General features: G+C 41.3%; 9 protein-coding genes and 2 rRNA genes. 9 read left to right on the top strand and 2 right to left on the bottom strand.

Annotation, left to right across the window (positions count from 1 at the left end):
- Positions 1-93 precede the first annotated feature (93 nt).
- The 6 genes from HWV02_RS21600 (at position 94) to HWV02_RS21575 (ending at position 13,990) form a co-directional block, all read left to right on the top strand.
- Positions 94-2,984 (top strand): 23S ribosomal RNA (locus tag HWV02_RS21600).
- Between the two features lie 141 nt (positions 2,985-3,125).
- Positions 3,126-3,241: ribosomal RNA gene (rrf, locus tag HWV02_RS21595) — 5S ribosomal RNA — on the top strand.
- Between the two features lie 339 nt (positions 3,242-3,580).
- Positions 3,581-6,973: an exodeoxyribonuclease V subunit gamma gene (recC, locus tag HWV02_RS21590; RefSeq protein ID WP_211689306.1), complete on the top strand. Its 3,393-nt coding sequence runs from the start codon at positions 3,581-3,583 to the stop codon at positions 6,971-6,973.
- A complete protein-coding gene (recB, locus tag HWV02_RS21585; protein ID WP_211689305.1) occupies positions 6,973-10,545 on the top strand; it encodes an exodeoxyribonuclease V subunit beta in 3,573 nt (1,190 codons plus the stop codon). Before recC ends, recB begins: the two co-directional genes overlap by 1 nt.
- Positions 10,542-12,569 carry an exodeoxyribonuclease V subunit alpha gene (recD, locus tag HWV02_RS21580; RefSeq protein WP_211689304.1) on the top strand — a complete coding sequence of 676 codons (2,028 nt, stop codon included), beginning with the start codon at positions 10,542-10,544 and terminating at the stop codon, positions 12,567-12,569. The genes recB and recD overlap by 4 nt, the downstream gene beginning before the upstream one ends.
- A gap of 242 nt (positions 12,570-12,811) precedes the next feature.
- The gene (locus HWV02_RS21575) at positions 12,812-13,990 is read left to right on the top strand and encodes a dicarboxylate/amino acid:cation symporter (RefSeq protein ID WP_249185563.1); all 1,179 of its coding nucleotides are present in this window, start codon (positions 12,812-12,814) and stop codon (positions 13,988-13,990) included.
- Between the two features lie 97 nt (positions 13,991-14,087).
- Here HWV02_RS21575 and miaA read toward each other — a convergent pair whose 3' ends face one another.
- Positions 14,088-15,011 (bottom strand): tRNA (adenosine(37)-N6)-dimethylallyltransferase MiaA, encoded by a 924-nt coding sequence (gene miaA, locus HWV02_RS21570; protein WP_211689303.1) that lies wholly within the window; start codon positions 15,009-15,011, stop codon positions 14,088-14,090.
- Positions 15,012-15,282: 271 nt separating this feature from the next.
- On the opposite strand from miaA, the gene asnC reads away from it, so the two are divergent.
- Complete coding sequence (gene asnC, locus HWV02_RS21565) at positions 15,283-15,744, top strand: transcriptional regulator AsnC (RefSeq protein WP_006032709.1); 462 nt, start codon at positions 15,283-15,285, stop codon at positions 15,742-15,744.
- A gap of 97 nt (positions 15,745-15,841) precedes the next feature.
- Positions 15,842-17,077, top strand: a complete 1,236-nt coding sequence (locus tag HWV02_RS21560) for a cystathionine gamma-synthase family protein (protein ID WP_211673365.1) — start codon at positions 15,842-15,844, stop codon at positions 17,075-17,077.
- A 97-nt stretch (positions 17,078-17,174) separates the two neighbouring features.
- On the opposite strand, the gene HWV02_RS21555 is transcribed toward HWV02_RS21560, so the two are convergent.
- Positions 17,175-18,857, bottom strand: a complete 1,683-nt coding sequence (locus HWV02_RS21555) for a DUF342 domain-containing protein (protein WP_211689302.1) — start codon at positions 18,855-18,857, stop codon at positions 17,175-17,177.
- 522 nt (positions 18,858-19,379) lie between these two features.
- On the opposite strand from HWV02_RS21555, the gene rplY reads away from it, so the two are divergent.
- Positions 19,380-19,667 carry a 50S ribosomal protein L25 gene (rplY, locus tag HWV02_RS21550; RefSeq protein WP_198439038.1) on the top strand — a complete coding sequence of 96 codons (288 nt, stop codon included), beginning with the start codon at positions 19,380-19,382 and terminating at the stop codon, positions 19,665-19,667.
- Positions 19,668-19,698 lie beyond the last annotated feature (31 nt).

Raw genomic sequence — 19,698 nt, 5'->3', positions numbered from 1 at the left:
CAATAACAATATAGTGTTCTTGAGTATTCTTGAGGCGAAAAAAACTAGATAATACCTAGTTATTTCAATTGTACGGTCGACTTTAGATTGTATGGTTAAGTGACTAAGCGTATACGGTGGATGCCTAGGCAGTCAGAGGCGATGAAGGACGTGTTAATCTGCGTTAAGCTGTGGGGAGTTGATAAAAAGCGTTAATCCACAGATTTCCGAATGGGGGAACCCACTCTACTTTGTAGAGTATCGTAACGTGAATACATAGCGTTACGAAGCGAACCGGGAGAACTGAAACATCTAAGTACCCCGAGGAAAAGAAATCAATAGAGATACCCTTAGTAGCGGCGAGCGAACGGGGTCTAGCCCTTAAGCAGTTTGGAAGTTAGTGGAAGATTCTGGAAAGTTTCACGATACAGGGTGATAGTCCCGTACATGAAAACGACCTTACTGTGAAATCGAGTAGGACGGCACACGTGATATGCTGTTTGAATATGGGAGGACCATCTTCCAAGGCTAAATACTACTGACTGACCGATAGTGAACCAGTACCGTGAGGGAAAGGCGAAAAGAACCCCTGTGAGGGGAGTGAAATAGAACCTGAAACCGTATACGTACAAGCAGTGGGAGCAGACTTGTTCTGTGACTGCGTACCTTTTGTATAATGGGTCAACGACTTAATTTCAGTAGCAAGGTTAAGCGAATAGCGGAGCCGTAGGGAAACCGAGTGTTAACTGCGCGAATAGTTGCTGGGATTAGACCCGAAACCCGGTGATCTAGCCATGGGCAGGTTGAAGGTTGAGTAACATCAACTGGAGGACCGAACCGACTAATGTTGAAAAATTAGCGGATGACTTGTGGCTGGGGGTGAAAGGCCAATCAAACCGGGAGATAGCTGGTTCTCCTCGAAAGCTATTTAGGTAGCGCCTCGCGTCTAACTATTGGGGGTAGAGCACTGTTAAGGCTAGGGGGTCATCCCGACTTACCAACCCTTTGCAAACTCCGAATACCAATAAGTTCAATCGCGGGAGACACACGGCGGGTGCTAACGTCCGTCGTGGAAAGGGAAACAACCCAGACCGTCAGCTAAGGTCCCAAAGTGTATGTTAAGTGGGAAACGATGTGGAAAGGCTCAGACAGCCAGGAAGTTGGCTTAGAAGCAGCCATCTTTTAAAGAAAGCGTAATAGCTCACTGGTCGAGTCGGTCTGCGCGGAAGATTTAACGGGGCTAAACATACCACCGAAGCTACGGATGCAAGACTTGTTCTTGCATGGTAGAGGAGCGTTCTGTAAGCCGTCGAAGGTGAGTTGAGAAGCTTGCTGGAGGTATCAGAAGTGCGAATGTTGACATGAGTAACGATAATGGGGGTGAAAAACCTCCACGCCGAAAGACCAAGGGTTCCTGTCCAACGTTAATCGGGGCAGGGTGAGTCGACCCCTAAGGCGAGGCCGAAAGGCGTAGTCGATGGGAAACAGGTTAATATTCCTGTACTCACTTATATTGCGATGGGGTGACGGAGAAGGTTAGGCTAGCATGGCGATGGTTGTCCATGTTTAAGGTTGTAGGCTGTGTGCTTAGGTAAATCCGGGCGCACATTAGGCTGAGAGCTGATGACGAGTCTCTACGGAGATGAAGTAGTTGATACCCGGCTTCCAGGAAAAACCTCTAAGCTTCAGATATAAGAGAATCGTACCCCAAACCGACACAGGTGGTTAGGTAGAGAATACTAAGGCGCTTGAGAGAACTCGGGTGAAGGAACTAGGCAAAATGGTACCGTAACTTCGGGAGAAGGTACGCCGATGATGGTGAAGGACTTGCTCCGTAAGCTATTGTCGGTCGCAGAGAAATGGTGGCTGCAACTGTTTATTAAAAACACAGCACTGTGCAAAATCGAAAGATGACGTATACGGTGTGACGCCTGCCCGGTGCCGGAAGGTTAATTGATTGGGTTAGACTTAGGTCGAAGCTCATGATCGAAGCCCCGGTAAACGGCGGCCGTAACTATAACGGTCCTAAGGTAGCGAAATTCCTTGTCGGGTAAGTTCCGACCTGCACGAATGGCGTAATGATGGCCACGCTGTCTCCACCCGAGACTCAGTGAAATTGAAATCGCTGTTAAGATGCAGTGTACCCGCGGCTAGACGGAAAGACCCCGTGAACCTTTACTATAGCTTGGCACTGAACATTGAACCTACATGTGTAGGATAGGTGGGAGACGTTGAAGCATTGTCGCTAGATGATGTGGAGTCAACCTTGAAATACCACCCTTGTACGTTTGATGTTCTAACGTAGGCCCCTTATCGGGGTTGCGGACAGTGTCTGGTGGGTAGTTTGACTGGGGCGGTCTCCTCCCAAAGAGTAACGGAGGAGCACGAAGGTTGGCTAAACATGGTTGGACATCATGTGGTTAGTGCAAAGGCATAAGCCAGCTTAACTGCGAGACAGACACGTCGAGCAGGTACGAAAGTAGGTCTTAGTGATCCGGTGGTTCTGAATGGAAGGGCCATCGCTCAACGGATAAAAGGTACTCCGGGGATAACAGGCTGATACCGCCCAAGAGTTCATATCGACGGCGGTGTTTGGCACCTCGATGTCGGCTCATCACATCCTGGGGCTGAAGTTGGTCCCAAGGGTATGGCTGTTCGCCATTTAAAGTGGTACGCGAGCTGGGTTTAGAACGTCGTGAGACAGTTCGGTCCCTATCTGCCGTGGGCGTTTGAGAATTGAGAGGAGCTGCTCCTAGTACGAGAGGACCGGAGTGGACGAACCACTGGTGTTCGGGTTGTTATGCCAATAGCATTGCCCGGTAGCTAAGTTCGGAACTGATAACCGCTGAAAGCATCTAAGCGGGAAGCAGGCCTCGAGATGAGTTCTCACTGGGACTTTAAGTCCCCTGAAGGGCCGTTGGAGACTACAACGTTGATAGGCAAGGTGTGTAAGTGCTGTGAGGCATTGAGCTAACTTGTACTAATTACCCGTGAGGCTTAACCATACAAATTAAAGTATGATTAATTGAAATATCGACTTAAGAATAGATTGAACACTACTATTTATCGAAAGATAGGTTTTAAAGACTTCTTTATTTATAGCTTTTCAGATTTTAAAGATACAACTTGAAAGCAAACCAAATTTGCTTGGTGACCATAGTGTTGCGGTACCACCTGATCCCATTCCGAACTCAGTAGTGAAACGTAATAACGCCGATGGTAGTGTGGGGCTTCCCCATGTGAGAGTAGGGCATCGCCAAGCGCCAAATTAGAGAGAGCCGATATCAGCGATGATATCGGCTTTTTTGTGCCTGTAATTTAAAGGTAGGGATATTGCTTATGTTAAATTACAAACTTCACTCTGGCTGAATCAAGCCAAGTGATAGACAATAAAAAACCAGCCGTGGGCTGGTTTTTGTGTATTTGGGATTCGTAATATTTTCTGTTTAAATGATAAAGACCGTGAATCTCTGCGCTTTTAGTTTCATCTAGGAGTTCGTTTTCATATTTCTGTCGCAAAAACCAACATGTCGTTTTTTCTACATTGCATAGTGAGTTCGTATGCCCCACAATTCCAGTAGGTTATCAGTCTGGAGTTACCGTGTTTAATCTTTATCATTCGAATCAGTTAGATATTTTAAAAGAGCTAATGGCTCACTTTATTGCGAAAGATCCACTTGCCGACCCTTTTGTCGAAGAGCAAGTTTTAGTACAAAGTCCAGGTATGGCGCAATGGGTGAAAATGGAGTTGGCAAAGTCGATGGGCATATCGGCTAATATTACCTTCCCATTACCAGCTTCTTTTATTTGGAAGATGTTCCAAAAAGTATTGCCTGACATTCCCGACAAAAGTGCATTTAATAAAGAGGCGATGTCTTGGAAGTTAATGCTAATACTTCCTGAGTTGTTAGTGCTACCTGAATTCGAATCGTTAAAGCATTATTTAGCGGATGATCAAGATGATTACCGCTTATTTCAACTCTGTCAAAAAATATCGGACACGTTTGACCAATATTTGGTGTACCGACCTGAGTGGATCGCGGGATGGGAAGATGGTGATAATATGCATGCCGATACTCATCCTTGGCAGCCATTACTATGGCGTGAATTAGTTGCTAAAACAGACGCGTTGGGACAATCTCATTATCACCGAGCCAACTTATATGATCAATTTATCGCCCGTCTGAATAGCTCAACTTTTGATGCCAAGCTGCTACCTGATCGTATTTTTGTATTCGGGGTATCTGCATTACCACCGCGTTATTTAGATGCATTACAAGCACTTGGTATGCATACTGAAATACACTTTATGTTATCGAACCCTTGTCGCTTGTACTGGGGGGATTTAATTGATCCTAAATGGCTGTTAAAGCAACGTACCATGGTTAATCACCACAATGTAACGCTCGGTATGAGTGACAAAGTCAGCGCCAATGATGAACAAACTGTTCGTGCTCTCTTTGATGAAGATGACGCATTTAAAGTGGGTAATCCACTACTCGCGTCTATGGGTAAACTGGGTCGCGATAATTTAGCGTTATTGACAGGTTTTGGTTGTCAGGAGTTAGATGTTTTTGTGCAACCGACCGATGATGGACTACTTGCAAGTATTCAGCGTGATATTTTAGATTTGGCTGATCGCAGTATGGCAGAGTTTAATGTTTCGCAAAAGGATGCCAATACACGAGATAGTCGTTATAAACTCCCTATTAATCCTGAAGACACGTCACTGGAACTGCATAGCTGTCATAGCCCAATGCGGGAAATAGAAGTATTACATAATAATTTGCTTACTATGTTTTCGGCAAACCCAGATCTTAATCCCCGAGATGTGGTTATCATGATGCCTGATGTAAATGGTTACAGTCCTTATATTCAAGCCGTGTTTGGTGCGATGGACCGTTATGATGAACGGTATATTCCGTTTTCTATCTCTGATAGTGGCGCGCAGTATGATAATCCTATTTTACTTAGTTTTTTACAATTACTAGCGCTACCTTTATCGCGTTGTAACGTATCTGAATTGCTGTCGTTATTGGAAGTACCGGCGGTATTGTCGCGTTTTGCTATTACGCCTGATGAGTTTAACCGATTACGTCAATGGATTGATGAATCTGGTATTCGCTGGGGCTTAGATGAAGATGATGCAACTCGTTTTGACTTACCGGGGATGAAACAAAATACTTGGCTATTTGGCTTACATCGTATGTTGCTAGGTTACGCTTATGGTGGTGATGATATTTATCAAGGCATATTACCTTATCAAGAAGTGCAGGGAATTGAAGCTGAACTACTCGGTAAATTAGCTCACTTTATTGAAGCATTATTAGATAGTCTTACGTTATTACAAGATCCTAAATCGATAGCGGACTGGATCAAGTTAGGTAATACGCTTATAGATAGTTTTTATAAAATTGATGTGGATGATGAGCAATCAATAAAAATGATTCGAGATGCTTTTTCACATTTAGATGAACAATTAAAAGGTGCCAGTTATGACAAACAAATCACTCCGTTAGTATTACGTGATTATTTAAATAATGCATTATCACAAGCCGGTGCAAGTCAAAAATTTCTCGCAGGTCAAGTTAACTTCTGTACCCTAATGCCGATGCGTTCAATTCCGTTTAAAGTTATCTGTTTACTTGGTATGAATGATGGTGTTTATCCACGCTCAATTCCGCCAATGGGTTTTGATTTAATGGCTAACGATCATAAACAGGGGGATCGTAGTCGCCGTGATGATGACCGTTATTTATTTTTGGAAGCGCTGATCTCAGCCCAAAGTAAATTATATATCAGCTATATTGGCAGTAGTATTCGCGATAAGAGTGAACGCCTGCCATCAGTGTTAATAACTGAATTATTACAGTATTGTCAGCAAAGTTTTTGTATTACCGGTGATGAGGGCTTGTCGCCAGATGAATCAGCGAAAAAATTATTGATGCATCTCATTCAGCAGCATGCTTTACAGCCATTTGATGCCCGTTATTTTGATCCGCTAGCGCCTTGTTCTTTTGCCAAAGAGTGGTTACCTGCGTTAGCCCCCGCTGAAGAATTAAGACAATTTCTGACGGAACCGCTACCAGCGTTAATCCCTAACGATGATATGCAAGAGGTCGAGTTAGCTGAACTATTACGTTTTTATCGCCATCCAACTAAGTATTTCTTTAATCGACGTTTAAAAGTTTATTTTAATCAGGCCAGTCTTGATGTGCTCGATGACGAACCGTTTGATGTTGATAACTTAGAAAAATATCACCTTAAAGCGCAGTTATTGGAAACGGAATTGATGGGAGGCGAAATTAACTTAGTGACAGAACGCTTGGTTGCTTCTGGACGTTTACCACTTGGTCGGTTTGGACAGATTTCATTAGATAAAGAAGTCAGTACTGTTAGTCAGCTTGCTCAGGTATTAATGCCTTTATTAACAAATTGTAATGATGATATAGAAGTCGATATTCCTTTGCTTTCAGGTCGTTTAGTTGGTTGGTTAAAACAAATATACAACGGTGGCTTAGTGCGACATAAGCCAAGTGGCTTTAATGGTAAAGATTATCTGCAAGTTTGGTTAGAACATTTATGTTTCTGTATTAGCATTAAAAATCCGGGAGCGACAACGCTTGTCCATTTATCTGCGGGTAAACCTGTTGTGCAACGACTTCGAGTTATTGAGCAACCTCGGGCGAGAGAATTGTTGTTTCAATTACTTGAGGTCTATAACGATGGTTGTTGTCAGCCTTTGGGCTTATTTCCTAAAACTGGTTGGGCTTGGGCAAAAACTAAATGTGCAACAGCCGAACCTGATGATTATAAATTAAGGTCGGAAGCTGTATTGAATTTCGAAGGTGGCTATAACCGTATGGGTGAAAATGCTGATGACTATTTACAACGTAGTTTCCCACGCTTAAATGACGAGGTATATAAATTAATGTCTGCGTCTTCAGAGTCGGTGTTATTTCCAATATTTGAATACCTGGAGGATGCTGAATAATGGCTGACGTAAATATTCTTAATGCGATGACGTTCCCCCTCTATGGTGAACGCCTGATCGAAGCATCTGCAGGTACAGGTAAAACATTTACTATTGCCAGTTTATATTTGCGCTTGTTGTTAGGGCACGGCGGCGATAATGCTTATAACAAAGAAGGTCAAATCGAAGCATTAAATGTAGACCAAATATTGGTAGTAACATTTACAGAAGCGGCAACGGCTGAATTACGTGATCGCATTCGGGCTCGTATTCATCAAGCACGTATTGCTTTTAGTATTGGCTATAGTGATGATCCGGTGATTAATCTGTTACTGGCTGATACCCACGTTCAGGATTATGCGCGTTGTGCTAAATCATTATTGGCCGCAGAAAGGCAGATGGATGAAGCGGCTATTTATACCATTCATGGCTTTTGTCAGCGTATGCTGAAGCAAAATGCATTTGAGTCCGGGGCATTATTTGAAAGCGAATTTATTACTGATGAATCGCAGCTAAAATTTAATGCTATTGCTGATTTTTGGCGTAGTCATTTCTATCGTTATAAAGACGGTATGATTGATATGGTACATAGCTTCTGGTCCTCGCCACAAGCACTGCTGCGCGATATTTCGGGATACTTATCTAATACAGATATCGAGTTTATTGCTAAAACTGGCAGTGACGATATTGAGCAGAGTTACGATAAATTAATTTTATCGATTCAGCAGGTCAAAGACGCATGGTTTACAAATGCCAGTGAGCTCTGTGAATTAATTCAAGCGGGTAACTTGAATGGCAATAGTTATCGTGTTGCTAGCGTAGCAAAGTGGCTAAATGAAATGCTCAGTTGGTCGCAATCAGAAACTAAGCAAAATGACTTACCTGATAGTATCGTTAAATTTGCCCAGCATGCTTTAAGCGCTAAAACTAAAAAAGGCAAGCAATCACCAGAGCATCCAGTGTTCTGCGATATTGAAGTCTTATTAGAACAGCCATTATCACTTAAAGATTGTTTTATTGTGAAAGCGGTTGAGTACGTGCGTGCTCGTGTGATGAAAACCAAAAATCAATCACAGCTATTGTCTTTTGATGATCTGTTGTCGGGATTATCTGAGGCATTAGTGGGCGATCAAGCTGTGAGTTTAGCTGAATGTATTCGCAGCCAATATCCGATTGCCATGATTGATGAATTTCAAGATACAGATCAGCAGCAATACGATATTTTTAATACTATCTACAGTAAACAAGATGGTGCTGGTTTATTTATGATTGGTGATCCGAAACAAGCTATTTATAGTTTCCGTGGCGCAGATATTTTTACCTATATGCAAGCCCGTGAAAATGTTGATGATCATTACACCTTAGCTAAAAATTGGCGTTCTTCGACTGCGATGGTCAGTGCGGTAAACCGTGTGTTTGGACATGCTAATAAACCTTTCATTTATGAAGACAGCATTAGTTTTCAGCCTGTTGAATCGCAAGGTAAAAGTAAACCTTTGTTATTGAATGGTGTTGAACCAGCAGCGTTACAGCTTTGGTTACACGAAGAAGAAGGTCAGAAAAATATGACCAAGGGCCTGTATCAACAAGTCTATGCTAAAGCGACCGCTAATCAGATTGCGACATTATTGACAGATGCGCAGCAAGGTAATGCGATGTTATCTGGTCGGCCCGTTAAAGCGGGAGATATTGCTGTTCTTGTGCGAACGGGAGCGGAAGCTAAGTTAGTGCGTGACCAGCTCGATGCTTTATCTGTCCCTAGTGTATATATGTCGAACCGTGAAAGTGTATTTTCAACCCGTGAAGCGCGCGAGTTGTATCATATTTTTGCCGCTATTTTGAATCCTGAAGATGAAGGTTTATTACGAGCGGCATTAGCGACCGCTATTTTTGAGAAGCCTGCTATTGAGTTAGACCAACTGAGTAATGATGAAAAAGTCTGGGAACAAACCGTTGCGGAATTTAAGCAATATCAAAATACCCTACAGTGGCAAGGATTTTTACCAGCATTAAGGTTATTACTTAATCAGCAAAATATTGCCGCTATCATGCTCTCAGGCCAAGGTGGTGATAGGCGTTTGACTGATGTTCTGCATTTGGGCGAATTATTACAAGAAGCGAGTTTGGAATTAGATGGCGAGTATAGCCTGTTCCGCTGGTTTGGTGAAAAAATTGAAAACCCAAATAGTGATGCGCAAGAGCAGCTGGTTCGTTTAGAAAGTGAAGCCGATCTCGTACAGGTCGTGACGATCCATAAATCAAAAGGGCTGGAATATAATTTAGTATTCCTGCCGTTTATTTGTGCGACAAGACAAGCATCAACCCCACTTTATCATCAGGATGGCCATACTTATGTGCATCTTGATTTAGATGACGAAGAAGCGTTAGAGACTGCGAAAGAACAAGCTGACCAAGAACGTCTTGCTGAAGATCTACGTCTGTTATATGTGGCATTAACGCGGGGTGTTTATGCTACTTGGTTAGGCTTAGGTGCTGTTAAAATGGGTAATTCTCATAATAAAATGCACTTAAATGCGATGGGATATTTATTACAGCAAGGCGAAGAGTGCAAAGATACTGAATTTAGAGCCTGTATCGAAAAACTTGCCGAGCAGCAGACTTGTGTTGATGTAGTATCTCTACCGTTAGCGGCGGTCGATGCTTATCAACCCATCGTTGCACCGCCTGTGGTTTATCAAGCTAAGACGATGACAAACCCGATTAGTAAAAACTGGTGGGTAACGAGCTATTCTGCATTATCTCGCCATAGTCATGGTAACCGTCATTCTAGTTATGACGCATCGCTAGAATTACCGGGATTCGATGCTGAAGTGGATACCGAAAAAGAAGATGAACAGGAAATTCGTTGGGATATTTTTAGTTTCCCGCGTGGTGCTGCAGCCGGTACCTTATTGCATACGGTGTTTGAGCACATTGATTTTTCCAATGTTGATGAAGACATGCTCACCGAGCAAATATTACAACTGCTCGAGCGCGAAGGGTATGACTTAGCTTGGTTGCCAGTATTACTTGAATTGGTTAACCAAGTACTGGATTGTCCATTGCAGGATGGCTTTAGTTTACGCCAGTTAACGCCAACCCAGAAAAAAGTGGAGATGGAATTCTTTATGCCAATTTCATCGCTTAACTGTGATGATTTAAATACATTGATCAAGCAGCATGATGGCCTTTCTCAGCAGGCTGGAGATCTTGATTTTCAGCAAGTGAGTGGCATGTTAAAAGGTTTTATCGATCTGGTGTTTGTTTATGAAGGTCGTTATTACGTTCTGGATTATAAATCGAATCATTTAGGTGACAGCCAAGCGGATTATACCTTTGGGGCGATTAATCAGGTGATGATTGAGCACAGATATGAACTGCAGTACCAACTGTATACCTTAGCGTTACACCGTTTCTTACGTTCACGTATCCCAGATTACAACTATGAGCAACATTTCGGTGGCGTTTATTATTTGTTCTTACGTGGCATGCAAGTCGAAACAGGTGATCAATATGGCGTATTCTTTACTAAACCATCATTCGACTTTGTTATGCAGTTAGATGACTTATTTTTAGGAGAACTCGCATCATGAGTGTACTTCATTGTCTCAAAGAATTAGCCAACGAAAATAAAATTCGCCAATTGGATTACCAGTTTGCTCGTTTTATCAGTAATTATGAATCTGACCCCGCTATTATTTTATTAGCTTGCTTAACCAGTTATCAACTGGGTAAAGGGCATGTCTGTATTGATTTAAAAAATATAGACAGCAATGCGTTATTTGATTTGAATTTAACCCGTTCACATCTGTTACTGGCTGAAGTCCCGAGTCGTAGCATTACTTGGCCGACATTATTAGAAAATTCGTTGGTGGTTGGTGAGTCGGCACCATTACAGTTTGTGAACGATGCAAATAAATTATATTTACAGCGATACTGGGCTTATGAGTTACAAGTTGCGCAACAATTAAAAGATTTGGCAAAACAAAGTCAGCAACCTGATTTAAGTGCCAGTCTTAATCGTTTGTTCAAACGTGATTATGGTTTCCTATTTCCTATACTTGCCAAAGAGCGAGAAAGTCATTTTAGTGCGCAAACATTTGTGGCTAAATATCTTGATGTGGTGAAGAAAGGCCGGATTAGTTGGCAGGATGTTGAGCAGGTATTACTTACGGCTAAAAATGCCCAAGAACTACATGCATTGGATAGTTTAATACCTGAAGCATACTGCTTAAACTGGCAAAAGTTATCGGTGGCGGTTGCTGCTACTCGTCACTTTTCAGTTATCTCTGGGGGGCCGGGTACAGGTAAAACCACAACAGTAACCAAGTTGTTAGCGTTATTAATCGAACAGGGATTATTAGCGCAACAAGCGTTAACGATTAAACTTGTAGCACCAACTGGTAAAGCCGCTGCACGGTTAACTGAATCGATTGCGGGTGCCAAAGGTAAACTCGATTTACACGTTAGCGTCGCGGATCTTATCCCCGAGCAAGCGGGAACGATACACAGATTATTAGGTGTTATCCCGAATCGACAAGCATTTCGTCATAATAAAGATAACCCCTTACATCTTGATGTATTGGTGGTAGATGAAGCCTCGATGGTGGATTTACCGCTAATGGCAAAGTTGTTAACGGCATTACCACCGCATGCACGATTGATACTGTTGGGCGATAAAGATCAACTTGCCTCGGTAGAAGCGGGTTCTGTATTAGCGGATATTTGTGCTTATGCTGAGTCCGGTTATTCGGCAGAACAAGCTAACTGGTTATCGAAGATTACTGACTATGAACTGAGTCAATATCAAGCCTCTGATGCTGCGGCTATTTATGATAGTTTGTGTTTATTACGTAAGAGTTATCGTTTTGATGCCGAATCCGGTATTGGCTGTTTAGCTAGCGCGGTGAATAGAGGTGATCTGAATGAGTTTGATCGTGTTTGGGAAAATCGACATGATGATATTCACTTGCACCCGTTATCGACAGAAACCTACGACGCGCTAATCACAATGGCGAAACAAGGTTATCAAGATTACCTTGCTAAGGTTGTGGTATCACCGAGCGAAGACGAAGCTAAATCAATATTGCGCAGTTTTAATGATTTTCAAATTCTAACTGCGATCAGAGAGGGTGACTTCGGTGTACATGGTTTAAATCAACGCATCGAAAAGGCGTTACAGTCGGCGCGTAAGATCCGTAAAAATCAGTCTGAATGGTATGCTGGCAGACCGATCATGATCACCAATAACGATCATGGTCTCGGTTTATACAATGGTGATATTGGCATTTGTATGCTAGATGACGATGATCGTATGCGGGTTTATTTTGAAATGGCGGACGGTAATGTGCAGTCTTTTCTACCTAGCAGATTGCCGCCACATCAAACTGTCTTTGCGATGACGATCCATAAGTCGCAGGGTTCTGAGTTTCGACATACGGTAATGATACTACCAAATCGCTTTAACCCGGTGCTAACCAGAGAGCTCGTTTATACCGGTATTACCCGTGCAAAAGAGAAACTAGACATATTTACTAACGTCACTGTACTGAAAAAAGCGATCAAATTACGTACGGAACGTGTGAGTGGGTTAATGGCATTACTGAATCAAGATTGATGGATCGTAGATTTAGACCCTAGATTATCATTTATCCTAAAAAGGCACTGCTTTGTTATCGATTTTGCAAACATGCACTTAAAAAGTTGGCGTTTGATCACATTTATAGCTAACTTGTTGTGTTATCTTCGCCGCGTTTTTGTTAACGTATAATATATTGCATAAAGCCTTATTAGGAGAGTGTTTTGCTTAAGGATAAAAAGAGTCTGGTTAAAAATATTGGATTTCAAGTTGTAGTTGCTATGATTATCGGTGCCGCTGTCGGTGCCTTTATGGGTGAAGGCGCTGCCATTTTTGCGCCACTGGGTGCCTTGTTCATTAATCTGATCAAAATGTTAGTTATCCCACTTGTTGCGGTATCTATTATTGCGGGTGCGGCGAATCTCGGTGATAGTCCTTCTGCCGGTAAAATTGGCGTCGGTACATTTGTATTCTTCATGCTGACGTCTGCGATTGCTGTTGCACTGGCGTTAGTGATGGGTACCGTATTTGAACCAGGTGTTGGTGTTGATTTCTCTCAAAATACAGTTGGTCTCGTTGCTGTAACCGCTGAACAGGGTGCACTGCCCGGTGTATTTGAGACTATTATTGGTATGATCCCAACTAACGTATTTAGTGCGTTAACCAGTGGTAATATTCTCCAAATTTTAGTATTCAGTATCTTCTTTGGTATTGCGTTAACGAAAGTTGAGCGTAAACGTGCAAAACCAATTATGGATGGCTTAAATACCATTATCGATGCATTCGTTTGGATGATTAACTGCGTGATGATTATTGCCCCTATTGGTGTATTTGGCTTGATGGCGGAATCGGTTGGTACGTTTGGTTTTAGCGCGCTAGCTGTGGTAATGAAACTATTTGTTGTTTATATTGCTGCGATTATTATCTATGGCTTTATATTCTACCCTCTTGTTGTGAAATTCTTCTCTGATACGCCAGTACTGAAATTCATGTCTGCGATGAAGAAACCACAAGCGTTAGCATTATCGACGGCGTCATCAATGGCGACATTGCCAGTGACATTGGAAGTATGTGAAAAAGAATTAAAAATTGCTAACTCAACGGCATCGTTTGTATTGCCGTTAGGTGCGACGATCAACATGAGTGGTAATGCCATTTATTACGGCCTAGTAGCTGTGTTTTTTGCGCAAATGTTTAATGTTGAATTAGGTATGGCTGCTTACGCTGCGATTATCTTCACATCGACATTAGGTGCGATTGGTCAAGCGGGTGTTCCTGGGCCGTCTTTCCTTGTTGTTGCAGTATTATTGGCTGCGGGCATTCCAATCGAAGGTTTACCACTATTATTCGCGTTAGACCGTATCTTTGATATGGTGCGTACCGCATTGAATATTACAGGTGATGCTGTTTGTGCAGTGGTAATGGATAAATATAATCCAGAGCATCAAGTAACTAAATAATAAAAATTTAGTTACTAAATATTTAAGCTAATAAGATAAGAAGCCACACCCGTTCGGTGTGGCTTTTTTATACTTAGAATTTATGGTTAATATCTAGTTAGACTTGATTAAATTGACTCAGTACATGTTGAGCTTGTTCATTGATATCTTTGGTACCATCCAACCAATGTATTTTAGTCCCGTTACGTTCCATCCTTCTAAACCAAGTATCTTGGCGTTTGGCGTATTTATGGATCGCGACATTGAGTTTATCAAACATGTCCTCATTACTAATCTTCCCAGCAACATACTGACTGACAAAGCGATATTCAAGGCCAAAGTATTCTAATTTTTCATGTGTTACACCTTGCGCTAATAAGCCTTTAACTTCTTCTATCATGCCGTTTTCTAAGCGTTCTTTTAAACGTAGGGTAATACGTTGGCGTAATACATTTCGTTCCCATTTGATCCCAAAATAAAGTGGTTTGATATCAGGTAGAGGGGCTTTAGCCGTAGGCGTGGTTAGTGATGTAGCATGCTGGGCTATTTCAATGGCGCGGTATAAGCGTGGTCGCACGGTAATATCGGTTGCTTGATACGCATCGCTGTCTAATTCAAATAAGATTTGTTGTACGGCTTCGAGTGCCATGTCGGAAAACTGTTCACGCTGGCTAATATTTTTATCGACTTGCACAAATTCATAACCAGCAACCACCGCATCTATATATAGACCGGTACCGCCGACAAGGAAGGGGAGTTTACCGCGTTGGTTAATGTCTTTAAATACCTTGAAGAAATCGCGTTGGAATTGAAAGGCGTTATATTCTTTACCGGGTTCGATAATATCAATTAAATGATAAGGTACCTCGCCATATTCAGCTAAATCTTTGCCTGACCCAATATCTAAACCAGTATATACCTGTCGAGAATCACCTGAGATTACTTCCCCGTTTAATTGCTTTGCCAGATCGACACCTAAACGTGTTTTCCCCGATGCGGTCGCACCAAGTACGACGATAAGATTGTATTGTTGTTGAGACATGAAATTACCTGAATGAAAAATTGCGCTGTGTGCAGGCCGAAATGGTAACTCAAGCTTGCTATGTGACCAATAGTCTTTTTCACTTTGTCATGAAACTTATTTTAATTTAGATGAAATTCAAAGATTAATTAATGGAATATTGGATAAATCTCAATTATGCAGTCAAAAAGGTGGTATTTTTTCAAGATTATTCAAATTATACGCTAGATGATTAGGGTTTTAGCGTTATAATCGACTTCTTGTATTGTTACTTATGATCGGAAAAGTTGTAATGTCGCTTAATGCTAATCTTGATGAATTAGATAAAAAAATCCTTAATGCACTCATGGTTAACGCGCGTGTACCTTATGCTGAACTGGCAAAAAAGTTTAACGTAAGTGCGGGTACTATTCATGTACGTGTCGAAAAAATGAAAACAACAGGTGTTATTCTTGGCACTAAAGTTGAAGTATGCCCGAAAAAACTCGGTTATGACGTGTGTTGTTTTATTGGTATTAATCTAAAGAGCGCAAAGGATTACCCTTCTGCGTTGGCACAATTAAAAGCGTTAGATGAAGTCGTAGAAGCGTATTACACAACGGGTAATTACAATATTTTTGTTAAGTTGATGACGCGCTCGATTGATGAACTACAAAAAGTACTGATTGATAAAATTCAACAGATTGAAGAAGTACAATCGACCGAAACATTGATCTCATTACAAAACCCAATTAGTCGTGGTGTTCACCCATAACTTTCACCGCTAATTATAAATGATATAAATGCTATAAGTTAGCCTCATCCTGATCAATAATGAGGTTAACGTCAATTTGTTGTATGAAGGAATATCAATGAAAGAGCAGGGATTCACTACTCATTTAGTTCATCATGATCACAACCAAAATTTAGAGTTTGGTGCTATTCACGCGCCAATTTATAACTCTGCCACTTATGGTTATGATGACATTCAAGATCTTATCGATATCTTCCAAGGCCGCCAAGCTGGCCAAGCTTATGCTCGTCAAGCTACGCCAACGATTGATATGTTGCAAAACATGATCTGCGAAATGGAGCAGGGTAAAGCATCACTATGTTTTAGCTCTGGTATGGCGGCGATTGTTGCGGTATTTTTGACTTTATTAAAAGGTGGCGATCATATTGTTGCCAGCCGTTTCTTATTTGGTAATACCTCAAGTGTATTTGGTACATTAAAAAGTTTTGGCATTGAAGTGACACTTGTTGATGCGACAGATGTGGCTAACGTTGCTGCAGCTTGCCAAGAAAATACGAAAATGGTGTTTGTAGAAACAATTGCAAATCCTGCTACACAAGTTTGTGACTTAGCCGAAATCGGCGAGTTATGTGATGCCAAAGGTTTACTATATGTTGTTGATAATACATTAACGTCAGCGTATTTGTTCCAACCTAAAGTCGTGAAGAGTCATCTTATCGTTACTTCACTATCAAAATATTTTGGTGGTCACGGAAATGTGATTGGCGGCTCTGTAACAGATACTGGTTTATTTGACTGGTCACAGTACCCGAATATATTTGAAGCGTACCGTAAAGGTGACCCGGCTATGTGGGGTTATGCGCAAATGAAGAAGAAAGGCTTACGTGATATGGGCGCCTGTCTGAGTTCTGAAGCGGCTGGCCAATTAGCGTTAGGTTCAGAAACCATGGCTCTGCGAATTAAGCAATCGTCAGGTTCGGCATTAGCTTTAGCATTAATGTTAGAGAATCATCCAAAAGTTGAACGTGTTTATTACCCTGGTTTGGAATCACATCCTGAATATGCTCGTGCTAAATCGTTATTTTCTGCATCGGGATCGATGTTAAGTTTAGACTTGAAAGAAGGTTTGGATTGTTGCAAATTTTTAAATGAGTTGAAGCTGGTGATTGGCGCGACGCATTTAGGTGATAACCGCAGTTTAGCACTGCCTGTTGCGCCAACTATTTTCCATGAAATTGGCCTAGTAGCAAGACAGGAATCGGGTATTAGTGAGAATATGATCCGCTGTTCAATTGGTATTGAAGATACTGATGATTTACTGGCTGATTTTACCCAAGCACTAGCAAATCTGTAAGTTTATTAAGCTCGTATATTGAAAGAAAGGCCTAAGTGAGCACTTAGGCCTTTTTGTTCGCACATATAAAATTAGTGAGCATGGTATTTATTATTATCTAACCATGATCAGCATAATCGAAGTCAATTTGTTTATCTTTATGTATGACTCGACAAGGGCCGTGCTCACGCTGAGTAACGGTTGATGCTGTACCTACATGTAAGGTAACGTTATCAAATATACATTTACTTACTTCAATGTTGTGTACGTGAAAGTATTGATCTAATTCAAGTTGTAGTTGCTGTAATTCTATTTCGTCATTCACGCGTTGTTGGTTAAACCTATTTTTTTCATACAGCATTTCTTTGATTTCAGCAACGACACCGTGATCATGTTTCCATTTATCTTTTGGCGGTAAATTATTAATTTTGAGCCACAGCGAATCATCTTCTTCAACTAACGCTTTTAATTCTAGGCTACGGTCTTGTACTTGCACTCGAATTTCATCTTCTTGCATGGCACAAAAAATTTCAGTTTTGGTGCCTGACATCGCCCCAATGTTGACTACTACAATACCATTATTCGCATTTACAGTGCCGCCAATGATATCACCATGGCGGTTAAAACCATCACTCACCGTCAGTTTTCCTTGGGTATGAGTCACACTATGTAATAATTGTTTTGTAATCGTGATGTCACCAACGGCGGTTAACTCGGAATATTGCACAAACTGAGCGCGTATTTGTCCTTGTGCTTTAACCTTAGTCGCGAGCTGTTGACTGTCCCCGTTATTTGTTAGTTGACGGCCTAAGATGCCTTTATTGACGATAATATCACCTGCTGCTTCCAAGGTTGCGGAGTCAACAAACCCCATAACGGTTATATCACCACTACTTTTCACTATCATCTCGGCGTCAACATCACCTGTGATTAAAATGCTACCTTTAAACGTAATATGACCTGTGCCTATATCTACATTCTTAATCGTTAGCATATCATCAACTTGCAAGATGCCTTGGACCTCAACGGCTTGTCCTGTCATGGTTGCAAGTAATCTCAAAGGATTGTTTGGGTCGATCCGGGTACCAGGACCTGCTTGTAGCTTAGTGTCTTTACCTGACTTTGGTAATAGCTCTTTACCGAGTAAGTTGAATCCTTTGGTGCCATTATCTGCGGGTATTTTTTCGATGAGTACGTCGTTAGTTTTAACCATGTTTATTTCACCAAGGTTACGCATATCAACATTACCATCAGTTTTTATTTGTGGCTGTAATAATCGTTCTCGGGCTAATGATACTTGGCGTTTCAATTCGGCATCTTTGCCATTAATTGGAAGTTGACCTTCGGCAACAGTAATCTTAATTTGTTCACCGGGTGATAGGCTCGAGAGTTGTGTAAGTTGTTCAGTTATTTTTTGTTTATCAATACCAAGGTGGATGTTGCTGTTAGTGAGCTCAGCTAAAATATCATCAATTGAAACTTGGTTATCACCCCAGCCAGCCGTTAAATTAATTTCTGCTCGCATGCAGTCTTCATTTAGGCTGATATCAATTTTACAATTATTACGCTCTGCGAGAATAAAGATAAGTTCTTCTTCGCCGGCGCGTTTACCTGTAAGTTTATTTATTTGGGTGACGGCTTCTTCAAGGTTCGCAAGAATAGGAGATAGTTGATTGAAAGGCTCAATATTCAGTAATTCAAGTAAATCAGTTATTTCGAGTGGCGCGTGTTTATTTGGGAGCAGACGGACTTCGGCTTGGTTATCATCTTCGCTTAGCCTAATTAATGTTGAGTCCAGCATACAAGATCCTAAAGTATTATCGTTGATATTAGGGGGAGTTACGTTCCAGTATAGCAGCATAAACTTTATCTAAAGTAGTATAACCTATTGAAATACTCGGTTTAGTGATCTAAAACTTACTTTAGAGATAGATGAGTTTATTATGTTTAGATACATTGTTTTTTTGTTTGATAGCTCTAATTTATTTGTTATTTAGAATGTAATCTCTGTTGATTATAATATTCCGAATCTTTTACATAGCTGTTCTTTATTGAAGTACATTATTTGGTGGCTTGTTTTTGTTGAAATAAATGTTGAAGGGAGTTAAATAGTATTTATTCCCGATAGATGCACATTTCCCTTATTTCAAATAGACTGAATCTTTTAGTTCTGTGCATTTACTTGTTGTGGTAAGGCTGCCATGGTATTATCCGCACCCGTTAATTATACTGTTGTTGCCCGGTCGCAGGCAGCAGTTAAAAGACGCTTACTTATCTGGATTTTAGTCCAGATCTAAATATTACTACTTATTAGGAAAAGATTATGTCTTTCACTTTTGAAGCACAAGTACGTTCTGACCTTGGGAAAGGTGCGAGCCGCCGCCTACGTCACGCTAACAAATTCCCTGCTGTAATCTACGGTAAAGGCGAAGAAGCTATCTCTATCGAACTAGACCACGATACAGTTAACAACGCACAACGTAACGAAGAGTTCTTCTCTTCAGTAATTACGCTTGTAGTTGACGGTACTGAAATGGCTGTTACAGTTAAAGCTATGCAACGCCACGCGTTCAAGCCAAAACTACAACACATTGATTTCATCCGCGCTTAATATCGGATTGTTATAATTGTGATAAGAGCGC

Source organism: Moritella sp. 28, assembly GCF_018219435.1.
In the GTDB taxonomy this organism is placed as follows: Bacteria; Pseudomonadota; Gammaproteobacteria; order Enterobacterales; family Moritellaceae; genus Moritella.
This window is presented reverse-complemented; position numbering and strand designations above follow the sequence as displayed.

Excerpts from the sequence above, each read along its gene's own strand:
- recD (WP_211689304.1), top strand. The coding sequence starts at position 10,542 with ATGAGTGTACTTCATTGTCTCAAAGAATTAGCCAACGAAAATAAAATT.
- HWV02_RS21555 (WP_211689302.1), bottom strand. The coding sequence starts at position 18,857 with ATGCTGGACTCAACATTAATTAGGCTAAGCGAAGATGATAACCAAGCC.
- miaA (WP_211689303.1), bottom strand. The coding sequence starts at position 15,011 with ATGTCTCAACAACAATACAATCTTATCGTCGTACTTGGTGCGACCGCA.
- rplY (WP_198439038.1), top strand. The coding sequence starts at position 19,380 with ATGTCTTTCACTTTTGAAGCACAAGTACGTTCTGACCTTGGGAAAGGT.
- recB (WP_211689305.1), top strand. The coding sequence starts at position 6,973 with ATGGCTGACGTAAATATTCTTAATGCGATGACGTTCCCCCTCTATGGT.
- asnC (WP_006032709.1), top strand. The coding sequence starts at position 15,283 with ATGTCGCTTAATGCTAATCTTGATGAATTAGATAAAAAAATCCTTAAT.
- HWV02_RS21560 (WP_211673365.1), top strand. The coding sequence starts at position 15,842 with ATGAAAGAGCAGGGATTCACTACTCATTTAGTTCATCATGATCACAAC.
- HWV02_RS21575 (WP_249185563.1), top strand. The coding sequence starts at position 12,812 with ATGATTATCGGTGCCGCTGTCGGTGCCTTTATGGGTGAAGGCGCTGCC.